Source organism: Paenibacillus sp. FSL P4-0113, assembly GCF_038009305.1.
In the GTDB taxonomy this organism is placed as follows: domain Bacteria; phylum Bacillota; class Bacilli; order Paenibacillales; family Paenibacillaceae; genus Paenibacillus; species Paenibacillus polymyxa_D.
Map to the genome: position 1 here is coordinate 2,629,816 of NZ_JBBPAZ010000001.1, position 21,104 is coordinate 2,650,919.

The following is a 21,104-nucleotide window of genomic DNA, read 5'->3' on the forward strand; positions in this document are numbered from 1 at the left end:
TCATTTAATTGTGTCCGCTCATATTCATATGACTCATGTCCATTCCAGCATGATCTTCTGTGCCGGACTTGGTTGAATCTTCTGTGGATGTAGCTCCGCCATGTCCAGCATGGGGGTTAGGAGCCCCTTCCACTACATACTTGTTGACAATCTCTTTGAACAAGCCATCTGGAATCGAAGAATACTCATCAGGCTGGGACAAACCTGGTTTTGCAAGCGCCAAATAGCCGTCTTTCGTCAGCGGCTTAGACTGCTTCTTGATGTCAGCGACCCAGTTTTTATACTCTTCATCCGACTGGACCTCTACATCAAAACGCATTTGTCCAAAATGCTCACCGCTAAAGTTTGCACCCGAACCAAAGTAAGTTCCTTCGTGATCGGCCTGCAAATGCAGTTTCATAGCCATGCCTGACATGGTGTAGATTTGTCCGCCCAATTGCGGAATCCAGAACGAGTTCATCGGTGCGTCAGCAGTCAGTTCAAAACGGACTGGAACACCTTTAGGAATGTGAACTTGGTTAACTGTAGCTATACCTTCCTCTGGGTACATAAAGAGCCATTTCCAGTCCAGTGAAGTCACTTGAATGGTTACTGGCTTTTGCGTACTTGCCAACGGCTTGGAAGGCTCCAGCAAGTAGGTATATCTTGCAGTAATAACCGCAATAATACAGATAACGATAATTGGAATAGCCCACCATGTGGTCTCCAGCTTTTTGCTGTCATCCCAGTGGGGTTGGTACTTCACCTTGTTTGTCGGTGTATCACGATACCGCCAAATGATGAAGAAAGTCAAAATCATGACCGGTACAATTATTAGCGCAGACAATGCCGTTGTAAGAATGATCAGCTCTTTTTGTGCTTGCCCAATGGGTCCTTTCGGATCGAAAACAACGTATTTTCCGCCAGCATAAAAACACGTCCAAATGAGCAATGCTACCGTGAGCACGGTCAAAACCAACGCAATAATCGCTTTTGGTTTTTTGTTCATGTTGTTCCCCTCTCCTTAAATAATAAATTACTCAAAACTTAACGAACTCCTGTAATGTTGCCCCTATATAAGATAGCAGAAAAGCGGCCACTTTTTTTATTGTTAACAGAATTGTCGATTATTTGTCCGATTTTTGTGAAAAATATCTCTAAAAATAAAATTTCTCTTGCAAATTCAAAATATATTATAATTCAAAGATGACATATTAAAAAACGTTATTTGTGTATCTTAAAGAAGTTATATTAAAGAAAAAAGCGGGACTCCCTACAGTTATCATCCTACACTGCTCGAAGCCCCACGTTGTTGTTTTCAGTATATATTTGCTTTAAATCATTTTTAATTTTATTAACTGCGACCGTTTTCCTGGTCTTCCTTCTTGCGTGCAATGACAAATGATTTCCCAACGAGAAAAATAAAAATCCCGGCAATAACGCAGCCAATGCCTGTCATTAAATATATATTTCGATCAGTCAAATTTCCTATATCAAGCAAAATAAGGATAATACCTGCAATACAAGCGATCAAAGCGATAACAGATACCGTACGGCTCATCTGCCCGTCAGTTGATCCTGATTTTCTAAAATTTGCAGCCATCCCCTCCACTCCCTTCGGTCCAAAATAATTTTAACGCCCTCGTTCGGTATTTTTGTCAGTATGCACACATCTTGCTTCTTTATTCCCTTTGGTCTCTACATACCTGAAACAACCCTCTGCATATCCTGACTATTATTACCCCGGAAGACCCAGTATTCAAACAAAAGGGAATGAAGACAGATCCGTCTTTGCTATATTTTTTAAAAAAATTGCTCTTCGTTTAACGTCTGGTCTCCAACCAGTTATTACTTACTATATTTCGATACCAATAGTAACTTTCCTTCGGGGTGCGGACCTGTGTGCGAAAATCGACATGAATCATGCCAAATCTCATATTATATCCCTCTGCCCACTCAAAATTGTCCATAAGTGACCATGCCATATATCCTTTGACATGAAGGCCGTCATGAATCGCCCGGTGTACCTGCACCAAATGCTGCTGCATATACGAAATGCGACGGTCATCCTGAACCTTGCCATTCACGACATCATCGTTGATACAAGCCCCATTCTCTGTGATATAAATATCGAGGTTACCGTATTTTTGCAAATAATGCAGTACCTCGTACAGCCCACGCGACTCCACTGGCCAGCCGATATCTGTTACAGGTAGCCCCATATTGATTTCTTCAGATTGAAGAAACCCGGCTTCAGGATTAAAGCGATTAACCGACATACTATAGTAATTAATACCGATCATATCAATAGGCTCGCCAATAATATCCATATCACCATCCTGAATAGGCACGGTAGCTCCCTGCTCCGCGAACCAGTCTACCAAAAACTGAGGATACGAGCCTTGATAAATAGGTTGAAGAAACCAGTCACTGTGCAGGGAAATGGTGCGCGCACAAGCAGCTTTATCTTCCTCAGATGTACTGTAAGGGACAGCCCATGAGACATTGGGAGCGATACCGATCTGGCCACTGGTGCCCAGCTCACGGAAGCGGCGCACAGAAAGACCATGTGCAACTAGCAGATGATGTCCTACATCAATGGCTGTCTGAAGATTTGTCAGACCTGGGGCATGAACACCCAGCATATTGGATAAAAAGGCGATACACCACGGTTCATTGAATGTTAGCCAATGGTGTATTTTACCGTGGAACTCGCGGAACATCGTTTCTGCATACTGGACAAATGCTTGAATCGTGTGACGATTCTCCCATCCTCCAGCATCCTGAAGCGCTTGAGGCAGATCCCAATGGTACAGTGTACAAAACGGTTCAATCCCGTTTTCGTTCAACAAATCGACTACGCGATGATAATAGTCCAATCCTTCTTGATTGACTTCACCGTCACCATTGGGAAATATACGCGGCCAGGACACGGAAAAACGGTATGTACGAATGCCCAGCTCCTTCATTAGGCGGATATCTTCCTCGTAGCGATGATAGCTGTCACAAGCTACATTGCCGTTATCACCGTTGAATACTTTGCCAGGCGTATGGGCAAAGGTATCCCAGATCGACAAGCCTCTCCCATCCTCCTCATAAGCTCCTTCGATTTGATAGGCTGCCGTCGCGGTGCCCCACATAAAGTCCTGCGGAAATTGAAAAATGGTCATATTGTCTATTCCTCTCCTTCAATTATAATCGTATGTCCGTTCGTTATTTCCTGTTCTTTGGTAAAAATCCATGACAAAATAAATCCTCCGTGCTCAGGATCAGGCAGAGCCTGACGAGCATCTGCGCTAAATGGATGTGCACTGCGAATCGTGCAGCTTCCTGCTGAGATGGATGTGGCCAGTTCTGCACGGACAAGCCGGGAACCGGACCATTCCATGCCGACCGTCATCCCGCCATGTCCCTTCAATCCACTGACCCGTCCCTCCGGCCATGCCGTTGGCAGGGCAGGCAGTAACGTCAGCTCTCCCGGACGGCTTTGTAGCAGCATTTCTGCGATCCCCGCCGTCGCACCAAAATTACCGTCGATCTGAAAAGGCGGGTGAGCGTCAAATAAATTAGGATAGGTCGATCGCGACAGCAACGTGCGAACATACCGATGTGCGGCGTCGCCATCTTCCAGTCGAGCGTACAGATTAATCAACCAGGCACAGCTCCATCCGGTATGCCCACCACCGTGATCAAGCCGTCGACGCAACGATATGCGAGCCGCCTCAGCTAGCTCCGGGGTATCACGGATGTGAATTTGTCGACCAGGATATAACCCATATAGATGCGAAACATGTCGATGCCCAGGCTCCGCTTCCTCAAAATCGACAAACCATTCCTGTAGCTGACCGTGGCGACCAATTTGATAGGACATTAATCTGTCTCGTGTCTCCTCGCAGCGGTTGCGGAACTCATCGTCTAGTTCCAGCAGATCCGCAGCTTGAATGCAGTTCCCCAACAGCTCTCGAATCAGCGTCATATCCATGGTAGAGCCCATAGATATACTGCAATCCTCGCCATCCGTCGTTTTGAATTTATTTTCAGGTGATGTGGATGGGGACGTCACAAGCTGACCCTCCGGGCCTTCTACGAGCCAGTCCATGCAAAAGGCTGCCGCCCCCTTCATGAGCGGATAAGCTTGTTCTGCCAAATAGGCTGTATCCAAGGTAAACAGATAGCGCTCCCATAGGTGAGCAGTTAGCCATACACCTCCAAGCGGCCAAAATGCCCAGCTGGCATGGCCCCCTGAAGGTCCGGCGTATCTCCACACATCTACATTGTGATGAGCAGTCCACCCTTGAGCACCAAAATGGATGGAGGCTACCCTCCGTCCCGTACGAGCCACTTCTCCAATCATGTGCAGCAAGGGTTCATGGCACTCGGCAAGATTGCATACTTCTGCGGGCCAATAGTTCATCTGAGTATTAATATTGGTTGTATAATTACTGTTCCACGGCGGCTGCACCCGGTCATTCCAGATGCCCTGAAGATTGGCAGGCTGACTCCCCGGACGCGAGCTACCCATGAGCAAATAGCGGCCATACTGAAATAACAGCACTTCCAGCCCCGGGTCGGCCTGACCTTTCTGATAACGTTCTAATCGCAGATCGGTCGGTAGAACGAATTCGTCGGTTAGAGTATCACCTCCCAGTTCTAATGCAACGCGGTCAAACAGCTTTCGATGATCCTGTTCATGGCGTTGCCGCACCTGCTCAGTTCCCAGCGAAATTGCTCCGTCTAAAATGACTTGACATGCTTCTGCTGACTCCGTTGCATCACTATTCGGCATAGCGTGAAATCCCCTAAATCCAGTAGCTGCTGCCAAATACACCGTGATTTTATCCGCGCCTGAGATGATCAGCGCACCATCAGTGTCCTTCGTCAAGGTTCCTCCCTCGGGAATAACCCTCGCCTGAACTGCAAAAGCCATCCCCAAATCATTTTCATAAACGACAGACTGTGGATGATCACCGTGATAATTAGATTCCACATGACTGGGCGCTCGTCCAGTCAATGTCATAAAGTCCCCGGATGGCTCCTCGGATGGATCATCCTCTTTATCGCTATCCCATTTGGATGAATCACCAAAATGTACATCCTCTCCAACCTCGTCTTCACAAGGATGGGGGGAAGTGATGCGCACGGATGCTTGGATCTTCCCAAGCTTATTCGCAGTCAGTGACACCATGATGATTCCATCTGGCGCACTGGCGATAACTTCACGGGTATAGCGGACTCCATCACTCTGAAAAGTGACCGCTGCGGTTCCGGTCAGCAAATCCAGTTTCCGTTCATAATGTGCAATTTCCCCTAGGCCCTCCTGCGTAATCCACAAATCTCCCAAAGGCTGATAGGCTTCCGTATCGCGACCTAGCATATTCGTATTAATCAGTTGTTCCGCTTCCTTGTATTTTCCATCTGCAATCAACTTTCTGGCAGGCTGCAAATATCGCAATACATCATACTGAACGCCATCTCTGGGAAACCCGGACCAGAGCGTATCCTCGTTTAATTGCAAATGCTCCTCTCTGATTCCGCCAAATACCATAGCTCCCAGCCTTCCATTGCCGACTGGCAATGCTTCCTCCCATACCTCAGCAGGCTGGCGATACCATAAACGCAGGGACTGTGGCCTTTCGCCTTTCGTCACATCAAACCCTCCCCCATCAAGATCAAACAGAGCGCTAATCCCGTATGGACCTTAAGGACAAGCGCTCTGTCATTCCGGCATTCAAAATTTCGTTAAAAGCAGTCAGCTATTTAGAAGCCTTACCGCTCCATAACTCCACTCTGTCCTTCACCAGTTGCGTGTATTGCTGTTCCATTTGGACAGCTCCGGCGGCATCCAGTTCTTTAATCATGTTGTCGTATACCGTATCAAAATTGGAAGCTGGTGCTAAAATAGCTTCGGGTATACGTTTGCGGATAATGTCGGTCGTTTTTTTGAATGTAACGTTATAGTTGGATTCATTGTCTGTTGTCAGGTTATAGGCTGCGCCCCAAGGCTTTACATCAAATTCTTTCTTGTCTGGGAACAGATCTTTCCACGTTTTTACGCCATATGCTTTAAGGGATTCTTTCTCCGGCTTCGAATAAGCCGCGATAATTTGCTCCGGGAATTTGGCAGTATAGTAGTTACCCGTAGGGTCCTTCACGCCGTCACCATAGTGTCCGCTGATGAGCGTGTACAAATCTATACCCGTGGATTTGCTGAAGTTGGTTGCATTGTTCGTTTTTTGCTCCAGCACATCAGCCGGAATGATGCGTTTGCCATCTTTGATCTCATAATGCTTGCCCTCGATCCCCCAGTTCACTAGCACCTGTCCTTCATCGGAAGCTAAATAATCAAGGAATTTTATAGCCCGCACCGGGTCCTTGCAATTTTCCGTAATACCTACACCATAACCGGACACGAAGCCCATATCCTGAAAGGAACGATCCTTGTATTCCTCCGAAAGTGTAACTGGAAAATGCGCGTAGCTGGCATCAGCCTTACCTGACGCTTTTAATGCATTTTCAGCATCCTGATACCCCCACTCCTGGTCAATCAGACCGAGGACACGGCCGCTGGCAATTTTGGATTTGTATTGATCACTTTTTTGCACAAACGAATCTTTATCGAGCAGCCCTTCATTGTACATGTGGTTCAACCAACGAAAATATTCCTTTTCTTCTGGACGTTTGTAATGAAGTTTGGCTTCAAATGTTTTGGGATCAATAAAATATTCACCATCATCCGGCGCTCCAGTCGTCTGGAAGGCAGGATTCGTTACGGTAATCATAATTCTCCAGTCATCTGCATCCAGCGTGAGTGGGATTGTTTTTTTGCCATTGATCGTCGGATGCTTGGCAGTATAGGTTTTGAGTACGTTTTCATAATCCTGTAGCGTTCTTACCTTTGGATAACCTAACTCCTTGAGCACCTTATGCTGAATTTCAAATCCCCCTGTTGCGTCAAAACTTTCCTGTCCCACACCTGCATACGTAGGAAGGACATAGATGGATTGATCCTTATTACTGTATTTCAAACGATCCATATAGGGTCCATATAGCTTTTTGAGATTAGGTGCGTGATCGTTGATCAGATCTGTCAGATCAATCATGGCCCCCGCATCCACAAGCTTATTAATATTCGCTTTAGGAGAAACCAAGTCCGGGTATTCTCCACTTGCTGCCATCAAAGCAATTCGGTCATCTCCACCTCCACCGCTGACATCAAATTCCGCATTCAAGGTTACACCTGTTTTCTTGGTGATTTCCTTGCCTATTTCATCCTTCATTCCGTTCCATTGTGGGCTTGTATCTGCTCCGAAGAAGCTAAACGTAATCGGGTCTGTACCGCTGGATGTGCTCTCCTTCGCTGCTTTATCGCTTCCCCCACAACCTGCGAGTGCGGTAAGTGACACCGCGAGCAAGGGAATCAGTGCAAATCTGGACCAGTGTTTTTTCATGTATAAATCCTCCTATATTCTTATGATGACTTCTCCTGCAAATAACTACTATTTACTGCCAGAATCCTGGCTTTTATGATTTCACTGCCCCCAGCGTCATACCGCCTACAAAATACTTTTGCAAGAACGGATACACCATCAGGATGGGGAGCGTAACCGTAATCGTGATTGCCATTTTGATCGACTCTGGTGAAATTTGAGCCATTTGTTTAGCCATGTCATTGCTATTCGTCATACTGGAGCCGCCTTGCTGCGTACTTTGCAGTATTTTCATCAGCTCATACTGTAACGTCGTCCATTGCGACGCCCCACCGTTGTATAAATACGTATCAAACCAAGCATTCCACTGACCTACTGCTAGAAAAAGAGCAATCGTTGCCAATACTGGTTTGCACAGCGGCAAAATAATTCTCCAGTAAATCGTAAAATCATTCGCTCCATCGAGTTTGGCAGACTCCTGCAACGCATACGGCAAACCATCCATAAAGGAACGAATGACAAACACGTTAAATGCACTGATTAAGCCTGGAAAAATGTACACCCAAAACGAGCCCAGAAGATGCAAATCCCGCATTAAAATAAACACGGGCACCATCCCGCCGGAAAAATACATCGTCAACGCCAAAAACGTAGAAATAAACTTACGAGCACGAAACTCGACCCGACTCAATGTAAAAGCAAGCATAGATGCGCAGATCAATCCGAGTACCGTCCCGACCAAAGTACGAAGAATAGATATTTGCAGTCCCTGAAGAAGGCCATCGTACTGGAAAATCGTTTTGTAATTTTCGAGCGTAAATTGGCGGGGCCATATATAAATACCACCACGAACCGTGTCCGTTGAATTGTTCAGGGAAATCGCAAGTACGTTCAGAAACGGGTACAGCGTCAACACCACGATCAGAGCCATGAGGATATAGTTAAATAGGTCAAACAGCTTCTCAGACCGGGTAGCATTAAATGCCTTATTCGTCATTTCGCTTCTCCCTCCCTACATGATGCTTTCTTTGGTCAGTTTTTTGAATATACCGTTCGCCGTAAACAACAGCAGAATGCTAACCAGCGAGTTGAAAATACCAATTGCCGTCCCGTAAGAGAAGCGACCCAAATTAATCCCGTAATTGAGCGCGTACAGATCCAGCACCTCGGAATAATCCGTCACAAGACTATTGCCAAGCAAGAACTGCTTTTCAAAACCGTTGCTCACCAGATGTCCAATCGCCATAATGAACAGAATGGCAATCGTCGAGCGGATACCCGGCAGTGTAATATGCCACATCTGTCTCCAACGACTCGCTCCATCCACGCGCGATGCTTCATACTGTTCTTGATCAATTCCGGTGATTGCAGCTAAATAAATAATCGTATTCCAACCTGTCTCCTTCCATATGTCGGAAGCGGTTACAATATACCAGAACCAGCTCCCCTTTGCCATGAACTGAATCGGTTCATCCACAATATGAAGCGCTACCAATACATCGTTGACAATGCCTCCGTCAATGGACAGCATCTTGGTGACCAAGCCGGCCACAACTACCCAGGATACAAAATGCGGGAGGTAGGATATTGTCTGCACAAACCGTTTGAACAGCATACCACGCAGCTCATTTAACAGAATTGCAAAGAAGATCGGTACGACAAAACCAAATACAATCCCCATCAGGCTCATCGCTAGCGTATTGCGTAATACCAGATAAAATCGTTCATCCTGAAATAGCTCAATAAAGTTATCCAGCCCTACCCATTTCTGGTCCGTAAAAGATTTGGCTGGCTTATAATTTTGAAACGCCATCGTCCAGCCCCAAAGCGGAAGATAGCTGAAAACAAACACCCATATGACGAAAGGAATGGACATAAAATAAAGATACTTTTGCTGCTTCACACTGTCCCACAAGCCTTTTTTACCACGGTCAGGCTTCGGGCCGCGAGCCTTGCGTGGTCTTCCCCTATTGGATTCAGGAATCAAAGCACTATTGTTGGAAGCGGTTTCAGTTGAAGATCCCATAACAAGCTCCTCCTCATCTCTAGATACTATTATCATACTTTGCTGGCTTGGAAGCGGATACCCGACGAATTAGGAGAAAAATCAGTTCAAAATTAGATATATGGGATGAAAAAAATTACATTCGTGCCACTACGCATGCGGATGGTGCTTCCCATCGCTGTTGTCCCCGGATTTCTTGAATAAGCACACAAAGGTAGAAAGCCGGGGACAGTTTATGCTTGCGATGCGAACTTTCCTGCAGAAAGCTTTAAGGCGACCGCTTCGCTTGTCCAGCACATTCCGCCTGTTCCGTTCTAATGTAAATTCCCTGAAAGAAGTCTTGTAAAAAACAAAAGATCAGCAATGTAAGCTGATCAGAGGTAAAGGGTAAAGGATAAAGCATAATGCAAAAAGGATAATGCATACTGCACCACAGGTGGTGGATGGTATATACACACTGTCGCAATTAACCTAATGATTGATTGAAGGAAAAAAAGCTTTCTGGCATCAATGTGCCAGAAAGCTTTTTTGATTTATTTTACTGTGATCGTCCCGTAGTACATGTACATACCGCAATTGTACTCATATACGCCTGGTTTCAAGTCCTGGACGGTAAAATAATTATTTTCGTGATCCAGGTAAACGTCCATTCCGATCTTCAACGACTGCACTTCATCAATGCAAGTGAAGGATGTCATTTTCTTGAAATTGATTTTGGTTGGAACGCCGGCTTTCACTTCAATATTTTTAGGATAGAAACCGTCCCCTTTTACACCCACTGTAACAATCTCATATTTAGTTTTGTCTGGCTCTTCCTGAGCTTGTTTAGGTTGAATGGCCGGAAACGACGACACGCTCCCCTGAAAATAAAACAAGACAAACCCGCCCATGCTCAGGGCTACAAAACCAATCAGCATCAAATGCCAATGCTTAGAGATTAGTGTTTTCATTCATATCAGCCTCTCCAGTTGAATGTCTGCATGTGACGCATCAACTCTAACCAGTATATAAAAGTTAATCAAAATTTTAAATACCTCATTTCACAGGCTCGGATGATCCAGCTCATACAGATTACGGTAACGAGACTGCTCCTGCCACAGCTGCTCATGACTGCCGCGCATGGAAATGGTGCCCTGCTCCATAAAGATCACCTCGTCCATATGCTCCATTCCTGTGAGATGATGCGTGATCCAGATCAATGTTTTGCCCTTCAGCACACGAAACATCGTCTGCATGAGCTCATGCTCTGTCAGCGGGTCAAGCCCCACTGTCGGCTCATCCAGCAAAACAATCGGGTGATTTTGCAGCAAAATCCGCGCCAGTGCAATTCGCTGTTTTTCTCCACCGGAAAAACGAAGGCCCGTCTCATGCATTCGGGTATCGTAGCCCTCCGGCAAAGAATCAATTAGAGTTCCAAGCCCTACCTGCTTCGTCACTGCACGCACCTCATCCAGCGTAGCATCGGGTCGTCCCAGCCGAATATTGTTCGCTACCGTTGTATCGAATAAATATGGCTGCTGGTTTAGCACCGCAAATAAACTGGAGTATGCTCCACCTGTATATACGGGAATCCCTGCGATAGTGACGCTCCCTTCATCAGGCTGCAATGCTCCCTGAATCAGGTTCAGTAGCGTGGACTTGCCCGCACCACTGCGACCAAGCAATGCAACCTTGCCCCCCTGCGGTACGTGCAAAGAGATATCACGCACGCTCCATTCCTGCGTTGCCGCATAGCGGTAGCTTACGTTGTTCAGCAGCAGGTCTCCTCCGTGGCCCAATCCCAGAGCGGTAGCCTGCTCATCTATAGTGTCAGCTGTGCCGCCTGCTGCTGGGTGTCCTGCATCCACAGTAACCGGAAGCGATGATGACACAGGTGTATGTGTATCTTTCTCCGAATCCTTCAACCGTCGAAGGGAATCCTGATACTCCGGCGCATGCACCACTGCTTCTCCAGCGCGAACGAAAGCATCCAGCAACGGAAAAGCCACAAGGGCAAAGGATGCCAGCCATGTGGCTTCTATACGATTCTGTGCTACCAGTCCTCCCGCCCACACAGTCATAATCACAACCCCGCCACCTACAACGCATTGTGCGATCCAATGAGAACGCCACTCGCCCCGGCGAAGTGAATTTTCCATCACGGCAGCCCTATTGTGCCGTTGTGTAAAGGTACTCAGGAAATGCCCAGTCCGTCCGCTCAGCACCAGATCACTCATGCCGAACAGAGCATCCGTCAGGTCCTGATAGGCTTTACTCCGTTCCTGCTTGAACATTCGCCGTTTGGCGAGTGAGGTCCATAGTGAGATAGCTGGGGCAATAAAAAGCAAAAATCCTCCATATAGCGCCATAAGCAAGGCAAAGGTTCCGTCCATCCGTCCGAGCGCCGAGATGCCTGCTGCATAAATCAGCAAAGCCGATAGCGCAGGCAGAACTAGCTTCAGATAGATGTTTTGAAGCTGCTCAATATCCTCTGCCAGCAACCCCAATAAATCCCCTGTACGGAATTTGCTGCGGATCATCAGCGCCTGCGGTTCTACTGCCCGATATAAGCGTACCCGCATACGGGACACCAGACGCAGTGCGGCATCATGTCCTACCAAGCGTTCCAGGTACTGAATAACCGCTTTACTAAAACCAAATGTTCGCACAAGCACAATTGGAACGTACACCATTAATATATTTTCCGGTTTTAAGGCCGAACGGGTAATCAGATGACCGGACGTAAAAAGCAACGCGCCCGCACATCCAATGGCCAGCGCGCCTAAAAGAGCAGCTAGCAGAAAGGCCCAAAAATATTGTCTCAGATACGTCACAAACCAGCCTTGTCTGCTATTATCCGTTACTCTCATATCGTCCGTTCCCTCCTTCCGACATCCCCGTCAGCAATCGGTAATATGCCCCCTTACGGGCAATCAATTGTTTATGGGAACCTACTTCTTCCAGACGACCTTGATTCATCATCCAGACACAGTCCATATCTGGCATCCAATGTAGCCGGTGGGTGGCAAGAAACACTCTTTTGTGTTTCAAAACCGATAAAATCGTCTGTTTTAGCTCCCACTCTGTCTCAATATCCAGATGCGCCGTAGGCTCATCCAATAAAATGACCGGACGGTTACTGAGCAACGCCCGCGCCAATGCAATCCGCTGCGCCTGTCCTCCGCTCAACGTCCTACCCGCTTCACCAATGGACTCATTCATTCCACCCGGAAGACCGTCTACCAGTTCACGCAGTCCAACCGCGTCAACCGCCCACTCCACCTGCTGGTTGGATGCCTCCGGTTCATAAAAACGAATATTATCTGCCAGAGAAGCGCTAAACAGGTATGAATGCTGTGGAATATACGCAATATGCCGTTGCCATTCAGCTTTTGCATCCCCAGCCAATCTGCATCCATTCAGGAGCAGTTCGCCCGAAGTGGGATCAGCAAAACCGCCAAGCAGGCTAAGCAGCGTCGTTTTACCTGCACCGCTAGCTCCAACGATGCCGATCATGTTCATGTGCGGTTCAACATTGGCAGACACATGTTCAAGCCGAGCCGAACCGTCTTCATTAAGGAGGCACACATCGGACAGCTCAAGAATGTCCTGTCCCGTGATGTCCAATCCTTTATCGTTAGCTGCCTGTTTATTCGGCTCGGTCGCGTCATCTTCTTTACTGAGAATGGAGCGGATTGCTCCCCAAGCCTCCTTACCATCCAGTGAAGCATGATAGTCTGATCCCAACTGGCGTATGGGCATAAAATATTCTGGGGCCAGAATAAGCACCGCAAGCGCTGCCTCCAAACCCACCGAGCCACTAATCAGGCGCAAACCCAAGCCTACCGCAACAAAAGCGACCGATAGCATACTAAAAAAATCGAGGGCAAATGAGGAAAGAAACGCTACCCGCAGCGTGCGCATTGTTGCCGTGCGGTATTGGTCGCTGACCTTCCCAACCGTTTCCCCATGCTCTTGGCTACGACCCAAAAACCTTAGTGTCTGAAGTCCACGCAGCGAATCCGTGAAATGATGAGATAACAGACGATAGGAACGCCACTGCTTGTCTGCCTGCTTCCGCGCTGCCAAGCCGAGCAAAATAAAGAAGCCTACCAGGATCGGCATCGTAGTCGTCAAAATCACACCTGAAATGACATCCAATGTGAAAACATACACAAGTACAAGTATAGTGACAGCCATCATGTCAATCATTCGAGGAATGGACAGTTCCAAATACGTGCGAAAACGATCCATGCCGTCCAGCGCCAGCGTCACCAACTTGCCGCTACCTTCCTGCGCTGCAAAACCCGGCCCCCGTTCGAACAAACGTGCAAGCAGACGCTCCCGTAAGGAAGCGCCTGAAGCTTCAGCAAAACGGCCTGCTGTCCGGCGTTGCAGCCAGATCGCCGTATGCCTCGTTGCAAAAGCAGCGAAAAACAACGCCAGCGACGGCCAAGCCATCACCAGCGGATTTTGTTCAAACAAAATCGTAACAGCCTTTGCCAAGAAGACTGCTTGTGCAATCACCGCGGCCCCCTGGAGCAGGGAAAGGGCAGCCAGTAGCAGCATCACTGGCCGAATGCCCTTTAATTCAAACCATGCCTTATCCATTAGTATTCCAAATGATCCTTCTCACTGAGACGCTTATGGAAAACAAAATAGCTCCACGCCTGATAAGCCAGCACAAAGGGTAAAAGCGTTGCTGCAACAATCGTCATGGCTTTCAGGGTGTAATGACTGGAGCTTGCATTATAAATCGTCAAATCAAAAGCACTGTTAATCGAGCTCACCATAAATCTTGGGAACAAACCGACGAATAACGAAACGAAGGTCAGCAAAATCACTGCACCTGTCATCCCGAAGGCCCATCCTTCACGGCGCTGCTTCAGGAAGTACCACGTCAGCACATAGGCGACAATTCCGACTGCTACCGCAGCATACATAAAGGGACCGCGACGCGCAAATAAATCCGTTGCAAAATAAGTCCATACCACCATGCCCGCAAGTAAAATGCCCAATACCGGAAGAAATTTGGATGCCATCACGCGAGCACGATCCCGTACTTCTCCAATCGTCCGCAGAGAAATAAACGTCAGTCCGTGCATTAGGCACATTCCGACCACTGTCAGTCCAATCCATACGGTATATCCATTGAATACATCGGAAAATCCAGCTTTCAAATCCATGTTTTGCTGAATAGGTACACCTTTCACCAAAGCCGCAAAAGCCATACCGAACAGCATCGGCGGTAGAAAGCTGCCAATCAGAATGCAGGCATCCCACGTTCCTGTCCACCATTTTCCTTCAGCCTTTCCGCGGAACTCAAAAGAAACTCCACGCAAGATCAAACCTAGCAAAATAAACACAAATACGAGATAATATCCGCTGAACATAGTCGCATAAAAATGCGGAAAAGCGGCAAACATTGCACCTGCTGCTGTAATCAGCCACACTTCGTTGGCATCCCAGAATGGACCAATCGTATTGATCATCAAACGTTTTTGTTGGTCGTTACGCGGCACCAATCCTGTGGCCATTCCTACGCCAAAATCAAAGCCCTCCAGAAAAAAGAAGCCGGTAAACAGCACAGCGATCAATAAGAACCATAAATCATTTAGCGACAATGGTGTCACCCCCTTGAGCAAAAGGATCATGAATTACCGTTTGCTGATGTGGCTCAATATCTGGACCTTTACGAGCCGTACGGTAAAACAGAAACGCCAGCACACCTGTTAAAATTAAATACAATGTAGTAAATGAGATGAACGAGAATAGCACTTCTCCTGCCACAACGGTAGGCGAAACAGAATCTTTCGTTTGAAGCAAACCAAATACCGTCCAGGGTTGGCGACCTATTTCAGTCATGATCCAACCTGAAGTATTCCCAATGAATGGAAGGGATATCCCCCATATCATCAGACGGAAGAACCAGCGATGTGAACCTTCCAGCTTTTTACGGAACGTCAGGTAAGCCCCGTATAAGGCGAGTGCAATCATGCCACATCCAGCCGCAATCATAATGCGGAAGCTCCAAAACGTGGTACGTACTGGCGGGATATAATCGCCCGGACCATACGTTTTTTCATATTGGGCTTGCAGCTCATTCATACCAGGCACAGAGCCGGTAAATTTACTATAGGATAGAAAACTCAAAGCAAAAGGAACTTTAATCTCAAAGGTATTTCCCTTGTTTCCAGGATCAATCCATGCGATAACGGTCCAAGGAGCGGGGTCACCACTGTTCTCCCATAATCCCTCACTGGCAGCCATCTTCATCGGTTGTGTTTTCACCAAATATTGAGCCTGTCCATGACCAAACAAAGGAATAGCAATGGCACTGATTAAGGCAACAATAATACTCAATTTAAAAGAAGGTTTAAAAAAGTCCATATTCTTTTTGTGCATCAGCTTCCATGCACTGATACCCGCGATCAGAAATGCTCCTGTCGCAAAAGCAGCAAACAATGTATGTGGGAATTCCCATAACAGTTGTTCATTCGTTAGCAGAGCAGCAAAATCTTTCATTTCTGCACGTCCATTTTGAATCTCATATCCTACTGGACGCTGCATGAATGAATTAGCAGCTAGAATCCACAATGCCGATAACATCGTACCGATAGATACCAACCACATACAGATTAAATGGACCGTTTTGGACAATCTTTCCCAACCGAATACCCATAATCCGATAAAGGTCGATTCCAGGAAAAATGCAAGCAGCGCTTCAATCGCCAGCGGCGTACCAAATACATCACCCACAAAACGGGAAAAGTCCGACCAGTTCATCCCGAACTGAAATTCTTGCAAAATCCCGGTGACTACGCCCAGTGCAAAGTTAATCAGCAGAAACGTTCCCCAGAATTGAGCCATTTTTTTGTACAAGTCATTTTTCTTAATAACATACATAGTCTCCATAATTGCCACCAATAACGACAATCCAATGGAGATCGGCACATAAACAAAGTGAAGAATCGTTGTGGTTGCAAACTGCAACCGTGCCAAATCCAATACGTCCATGATGTTGCTCCTCCCCCTGTACTTCTCTTAACATTGATTTATAGTGTCTGTAATCTGAAGTCTTCTACATTTGTGACAGTATTCACATTCTTACATATGCAGCGGTCACCTTTTAGAAAATGACTCACTCAACTACCTTCACCATGGTGTCATGATCCGGCTTCAGATTATCCCCATTATATAGAATAAATTTAAATGAAATAGAATCGAAAATGTGAACATCGTGTCAAAGCTGTGTCATAACGATGGCGATTTGATGAAAACAGCCTAAATCCCATAATAAATGTGACATTTCCTATTGATCTATCTTTTTTTCATCATGCAAAAAAAGCCTCTCTTCGTTCGGAGGTTGTACCTCCGACATCTGCAAGAGAGACTTCATAGCGTTATACCTAGGATTCTATCAACAGCCATCTGTTCCTCCGTTCTTTTGAACCCGATTTCGATAGGAGGAAGGTGACATTCCAGCATACTTTTTAAATTTACTATGAAAATAATCTGCGTTCGCATACCCTACGCGTTCCGCCACCTGGTGTACCTTAATTCCTTGTGCAAGCAACTCCCTTGCTCGCTCAATCCTCACCTTATCCAGGTAGGCATTAAAGGCCTCGCCAGTATGACTTTTGAACAATTTGCCCAAATAGCCACTATTGTAATTAAACATATCTGCCAGTAACTCCAATCGCAAATTTTCATCATAATGACTATGAATAAAGTCAATCATTTGTTTCATGATGATGTCCTTGCCACCGGGATCAGTCTGTCCAATCCATTGCAACACATGCTCCAGCGAGTGATCCACCAGCTCGCCCAATGTGGAATAAGCATATACATCGGTTATAAAGCTGGAGTGCTCCTCCAGCACGGTTCGGCTGTGATCCTGTCCGGCTGCATACTTGTTCAACGCCAGTGTGAATGTTTGGGCGAACGCCGCCTTGATTGCGGATTCTGTACGATAAATCCGTGGAAATTGGCCTTCCATTTCCTTAATGACACGGGTTGCAGCTTCACTATTAGCCATATCTAGCGCATAGTACAGCTTTTCTGCATAACGTAGGGGATCATCTGTGGCACTATCAGACGTTCCACTCATTTCAGTCTCGACTGTCTCCAATTTGTGTAGGTCTCCGGAAAGCATGACTCTTTCTGCCCGGAACAAAAACGTACGCTCTAACAATCGTAGTGCCTGCTCAAAAGATCTGGGAATGTCGCTAAGACTGGCTACAGGATCACCGGCAGCCACATAAATTTCCGTAGCCCACGCCTTTAGCTCCTGTCGCCAAGCAGCTAGTAACTGAACAGCATCTCTCTCCGTTTTTAACGTGGCGGGAAGCAAAAGACCCATATATATTCCAGCCTCAAACACGATACCTCTGCCTTGCTCATGGCACATTTCTGTTAGTCGCTGCTTTGCTGCCGACTGCCGGGCTTGCCGATCCCAGTCAGGTATACGTAAATCCAGCAGAATAACCTGATAGCTACTCCAGTCCAAGTCTGGTAACGCTGGCTGTTGTCCATATTTTCCGTTACCGCTTTGATGTTCAGCCTGCTTGGATGCTCTGTGCAGAGAATCGCTGCTTTCTACAGCATTACGAGTATACTCTCGATGAACCGGAAACAATAGAGCTTCGATCCAATTACGCTCATGAGAAGGCGGACTTCCCCATTTGCCGACTTCTTTCTCATCCTCAATGTTTTGCCGTACCCGCTTCAACTCTGTCGTCATTTCTTCCTCATCAACTGGCTTCAGTAGATAGCCATCTACTCCGAAGCCCATGGCTTGCCGTGCATAATCAAAGTCTGCATATCCGCTTAATATGAGAAAATGATACGGCTCCCCGTTCTTTTCACGTATACTACGTATAACCTCCAGTCCACTCATCCCGGGCATACGAATATCTACAATGACTAGCTCCGGCCGATGCTCTCCGAACTTATCCAGAGCCTCGCGTCCATTCCCTGCCGTATCGACAATACGGAAGCCACAATCCCCCCAGTCAATAATGGAGGACAATCCTTCACGAATCGCTGGCTCGTCATCTACAATCATCGCTTTATACATTCGACTCTTCCTCCCTTGGTATGGAAAAGTATACGGTTGTTCCTACTTGTAATGCGCTTTCAATATGCAATCCATAACGTTCACCATACATCAATGTCAGACGTTGATGTACATTACGCAGGCCAATACTGCTCCCTTCTGGCTCATCCGTCCCCCTGATCCGAGCTAGCAGACGGGTCAGTTGCCCAGCTTCCATGCCGATCCCGTCATCTTCTACTTTAATTTTCAACTTTCTTTGTTCTATTGCAATATTTACCTTCACGGTAACCGGCTCTTCCTTATTTTCCAGTCCATGAATGACCGCATTTTCCACCAGCGGTTGTATGATTAAGGGAGGAATCGACATGTCCGTCGCATCTTCTTCCAAATTCACTTCATAGATCAAGCGATTTCCAAATCTGAACTGCTGAATTTGCAAATAGGATCGCACCATATCCAGCTCCTGTAGTACCGTCGTTTTACCACTGCCAATCTCCAGATTCCGGCGCATCAGCCTGCCAAGCAAACGCACCGTCGTTGCAATTTCCGCTTCCCCATTCAGATGTGCTTTCATTCGAATAGATTCTAATGCATTAAACAGAAAGTGTGGATTAATTTGGCTGGCCATCATTTTTAACTTGATATCCTTTTGTGCCAATTCCAGCCTGTTGTTGTGCTCACTCGTCTCATAGACCTGCGCCATGAGTTGGCGAATACTACTCACCATATAGTTGAAACGGCGGGATAAATCCCCGATCTCGTCCCTTCCCTCCACACTCGATACCACATGAAAATCGCCCGCGGCTACCTTACCCAGCTCATAGCTCAACCGCTGAAGGCGTTTGGTAATCAGCCAGGAAATGATGGTGATCAGAATCAGTGCCATAATCAGCACTGCAAGGACACATAAAGCACCAATCAGACTGATTCGATTGGCTCCCTGTACAATATGCTCCGTTGAAAACACTGAAATAATCGTAAATCCGCTCACACTGGAGGCGGGCAGCAGCTCATCCACAATGATGTTGGAGGGTATTCCGTTGATTTTCGCTTCATATATCCCCTTACCCGCACGCTGGACATCAAAGCCCAAATGTAAATCGCCCAACGTCTGCCCCACCGACTGCGGGCGAGTAGCTGCGACCACAATCCCGTTACGATCCGTAATCAATGTTTCAAAAGGCTCCTTGCTCAGCATATGATTCAACTCGGTCTGACTCAGCGATATCATCAGAATTCCCTTGGTATTGTATTCAGGAAATGGAATTTGCCGTATCAGGCTCAGGCGATTAACCGGATTATCTTCCTTATCCTGAATGTAAAACCAGTTAATCGCCGTCCCCTTCAATGCCGTCTGGAACCACTGTTGCCGCTCAATGTTAGAGTCCACTGGAATAAACTCCAGATTATTGACAAGCGTCGGATTGTACGAATAGAACCGAATGGTAGCAACCTCTCTATATTGCTGAGTGTACTCATTAAAATCCTTGTATTGATGATACGCATTCATCAGCTCTACCATACCCGGATACCGTCGGTTTGCCATTTCCCTCAGCCTTTTATCGAACATCAACCCATTTGAAATATCCGTTGGCACACGTAGTAAATTTGCCGTCTGGCTTTTGATCTTTTCCACATTGTTTACCGTCTGGGCAATTGCACTATTCAATGCCTGCTCTCGCAAATAAAAAGTTACGCAGCCGCCAACCACCAGCACCGGAATCATGACAATTAGTACGTAGGAGAACAGCAGCTTATTCCGCATACGCATATTACTCATCAGAAGCCATACTCCACGATTCATGCCATCCCTCCCACAAGATAAGCGCTTACATTTTTTGCGTGTTTTCACATCCTCCATCTCGACCTATATGTATGTATCCAGTTTAATGCTTCGTAACCTCTATATCTATGTTTTTTGCAAAATTTAAAAAATGTGGCGAACAGAGTCACCACACTTTACGATTCCTAAACTATTTACGTACAAAAGGTTCGATATGCACTCCCTGCGGTAGCTTGTGCGGATCTTCCGGGTTGATACGGTCATAGAACATAATACCATCCAAATGGTCCATTTCATGCTGTACAACAATCGCTGCATAACCTTTGAACGTCAATAGCTCCTGTGTTCCGTCTGGTAAAGTGGCCTTAATACGAATTTTTTCGTAACGCGGTACATATCCGGCTACGTACCGATCTACCGACAAGCACCCCTCACCCTGCTCCAAATAAATCATGGACGTGGAGTGGCTGACTAACTTCGGATTAAACAACGCATACTCTACCGTTTTGTCTCCATCTTCATAATAAATAGCGCACATTCTTTTGTTCAAACCTACCTGGTTTGCAGATAACCCCACACCCGGGCGCAGTTCATAGCGGGTAGCCAGCTCTTCATTTTGGCTATTTTTCAGATAATCCAGCATCCATTGCATCTGTTGAAGATCCTCTTCAGATAGTGGCAAGCATACCGGATCAACCTTCGTACGCAAAATAGACTCCCCTTCACGCACGATATCCTTCGTGAGAAGCATGTCCATCGATTGATTACTCATTCGTCAGCCTCGATTCATTAAAATAAATATATTTTCATGTGATGTACTGCCATGTAATATGTGATGCGGTGCAAAAACTGTGGGATTTCCCGGTTTTCTGC

At 46.6% G+C, this 21,104-nt stretch carries 15 protein-coding genes; all 15 read right to left on the minus strand.

Annotated elements, in window-relative coordinates; translation table 11 throughout:
- Positions 1-4: 4 nt before the first annotated feature.
- The gene (gene cyoA / locus MKX46_RS11250) at positions 5-988 is read right to left on the minus strand and encodes a ubiquinol oxidase subunit II (RefSeq protein WP_029519232.1); all 984 of its coding nucleotides are present in this window, start codon (positions 986-988) and stop codon (positions 5-7) included.
- A 345-nt stretch (positions 989-1,333) separates the two neighbouring features.
- Positions 1,334-1,582, minus strand: coding sequence for a hypothetical protein (locus MKX46_RS11255; RefSeq protein WP_341071241.1), 249 nt, complete (start codon positions 1,580-1,582; stop codon positions 1,334-1,336).
- A gap of 220 nt (positions 1,583-1,802) precedes the next feature.
- Positions 1,803-3,149 carry a GH1 family beta-glucosidase gene (locus MKX46_RS11260; protein WP_029519234.1) on the minus strand — a complete coding sequence of 449 codons (1,347 nt, stop codon included), beginning with the start codon at positions 3,147-3,149 and terminating at the stop codon, positions 1,803-1,805.
- A gap of 5 nt (positions 3,150-3,154) precedes the next feature.
- Positions 3,155-5,626 carry a glycoside hydrolase family 95 protein gene (locus MKX46_RS11265; RefSeq protein WP_341071242.1) on the minus strand — a complete coding sequence of 824 codons (2,472 nt, stop codon included), beginning with the start codon at positions 5,624-5,626 and terminating at the stop codon, positions 3,155-3,157.
- A 106-nt stretch (positions 5,627-5,732) separates the two neighbouring features.
- Positions 5,733-7,427 carry an ABC transporter substrate-binding protein gene (locus MKX46_RS11270; RefSeq protein WP_039273751.1) on the minus strand — a complete coding sequence of 565 codons (1,695 nt, stop codon included), beginning with the start codon at positions 7,425-7,427 and terminating at the stop codon, positions 5,733-5,735.
- Positions 7,428-7,500: 73 nt separating this feature from the next.
- Positions 7,501-8,403 carry a carbohydrate ABC transporter permease gene (locus tag MKX46_RS11275; protein WP_029519239.1) on the minus strand — a complete coding sequence of 301 codons (903 nt, stop codon included), beginning with the start codon at positions 8,401-8,403 and terminating at the stop codon, positions 7,501-7,503.
- Positions 8,404-8,418: 15 nt separating this feature from the next.
- Positions 8,419-9,432, minus strand: a complete 1,014-nt coding sequence (locus MKX46_RS11280; RefSeq protein ID WP_029519240.1) for an ABC transporter permease — start codon at positions 9,430-9,432, stop codon at positions 8,419-8,421.
- A gap of 512 nt (positions 9,433-9,944) precedes the next feature.
- Positions 9,945-10,361, minus strand: coding sequence for a cupredoxin domain-containing protein (locus tag MKX46_RS11285; protein WP_209949899.1), 417 nt, complete (start codon positions 10,359-10,361; stop codon positions 9,945-9,947).
- Positions 10,362-10,451: 90 nt separating this feature from the next.
- Positions 10,452-12,260: a thiol reductant ABC exporter subunit CydC gene (gene cydC, locus MKX46_RS11290; RefSeq protein ID WP_341071243.1), complete on the minus strand. Its 1,809-nt coding sequence runs from the start codon at positions 12,258-12,260 to the stop codon at positions 10,452-10,454.
- Positions 12,244-14,001 (minus strand): thiol reductant ABC exporter subunit CydD, encoded by a 1,758-nt coding sequence (cydD, locus tag MKX46_RS11295; protein ID WP_341071244.1) that lies wholly within the window; start codon positions 13,999-14,001, stop codon positions 12,244-12,246. Before cydD ends, cydC begins: the two co-directional genes overlap by 17 nt.
- Positions 14,001-15,014 (minus strand): cytochrome d ubiquinol oxidase subunit II, encoded by a 1,014-nt coding sequence (gene cydB / locus MKX46_RS11300; protein WP_080710733.1) that lies wholly within the window; start codon positions 15,012-15,014, stop codon positions 14,001-14,003. Before cydB ends, cydD begins: the two co-directional genes overlap by 1 nt.
- Positions 15,001-16,407 (minus strand): cytochrome ubiquinol oxidase subunit I, encoded by a 1,407-nt coding sequence (locus MKX46_RS11305; protein WP_069011655.1) that lies wholly within the window; start codon positions 16,405-16,407, stop codon positions 15,001-15,003. The genes cydB and MKX46_RS11305 overlap by 14 nt, the downstream gene beginning before the upstream one ends.
- 403 nt (positions 16,408-16,810) lie before the next feature.
- A complete protein-coding gene (locus MKX46_RS11310) occupies positions 16,811-18,469 on the minus strand; it encodes a response regulator transcription factor (RefSeq protein ID WP_069011654.1) in 1,659 nt (552 codons plus the stop codon).
- Positions 18,462-20,252, minus strand: a complete 1,791-nt coding sequence (locus MKX46_RS11315) for a cache domain-containing sensor histidine kinase (protein WP_165149466.1) — start codon at positions 20,250-20,252, stop codon at positions 18,462-18,464. The genes MKX46_RS11310 and MKX46_RS11315 overlap by 8 nt, the downstream gene beginning before the upstream one ends.
- A gap of 169 nt (positions 20,253-20,421) precedes the next feature.
- Positions 20,422-21,003: a peptide deformylase gene (gene def / locus MKX46_RS11320; protein ID WP_023990342.1), complete on the minus strand. Its 582-nt coding sequence runs from the start codon at positions 21,001-21,003 to the stop codon at positions 20,422-20,424.
- Positions 21,004-21,104: the final 101 nt, after the last annotated feature.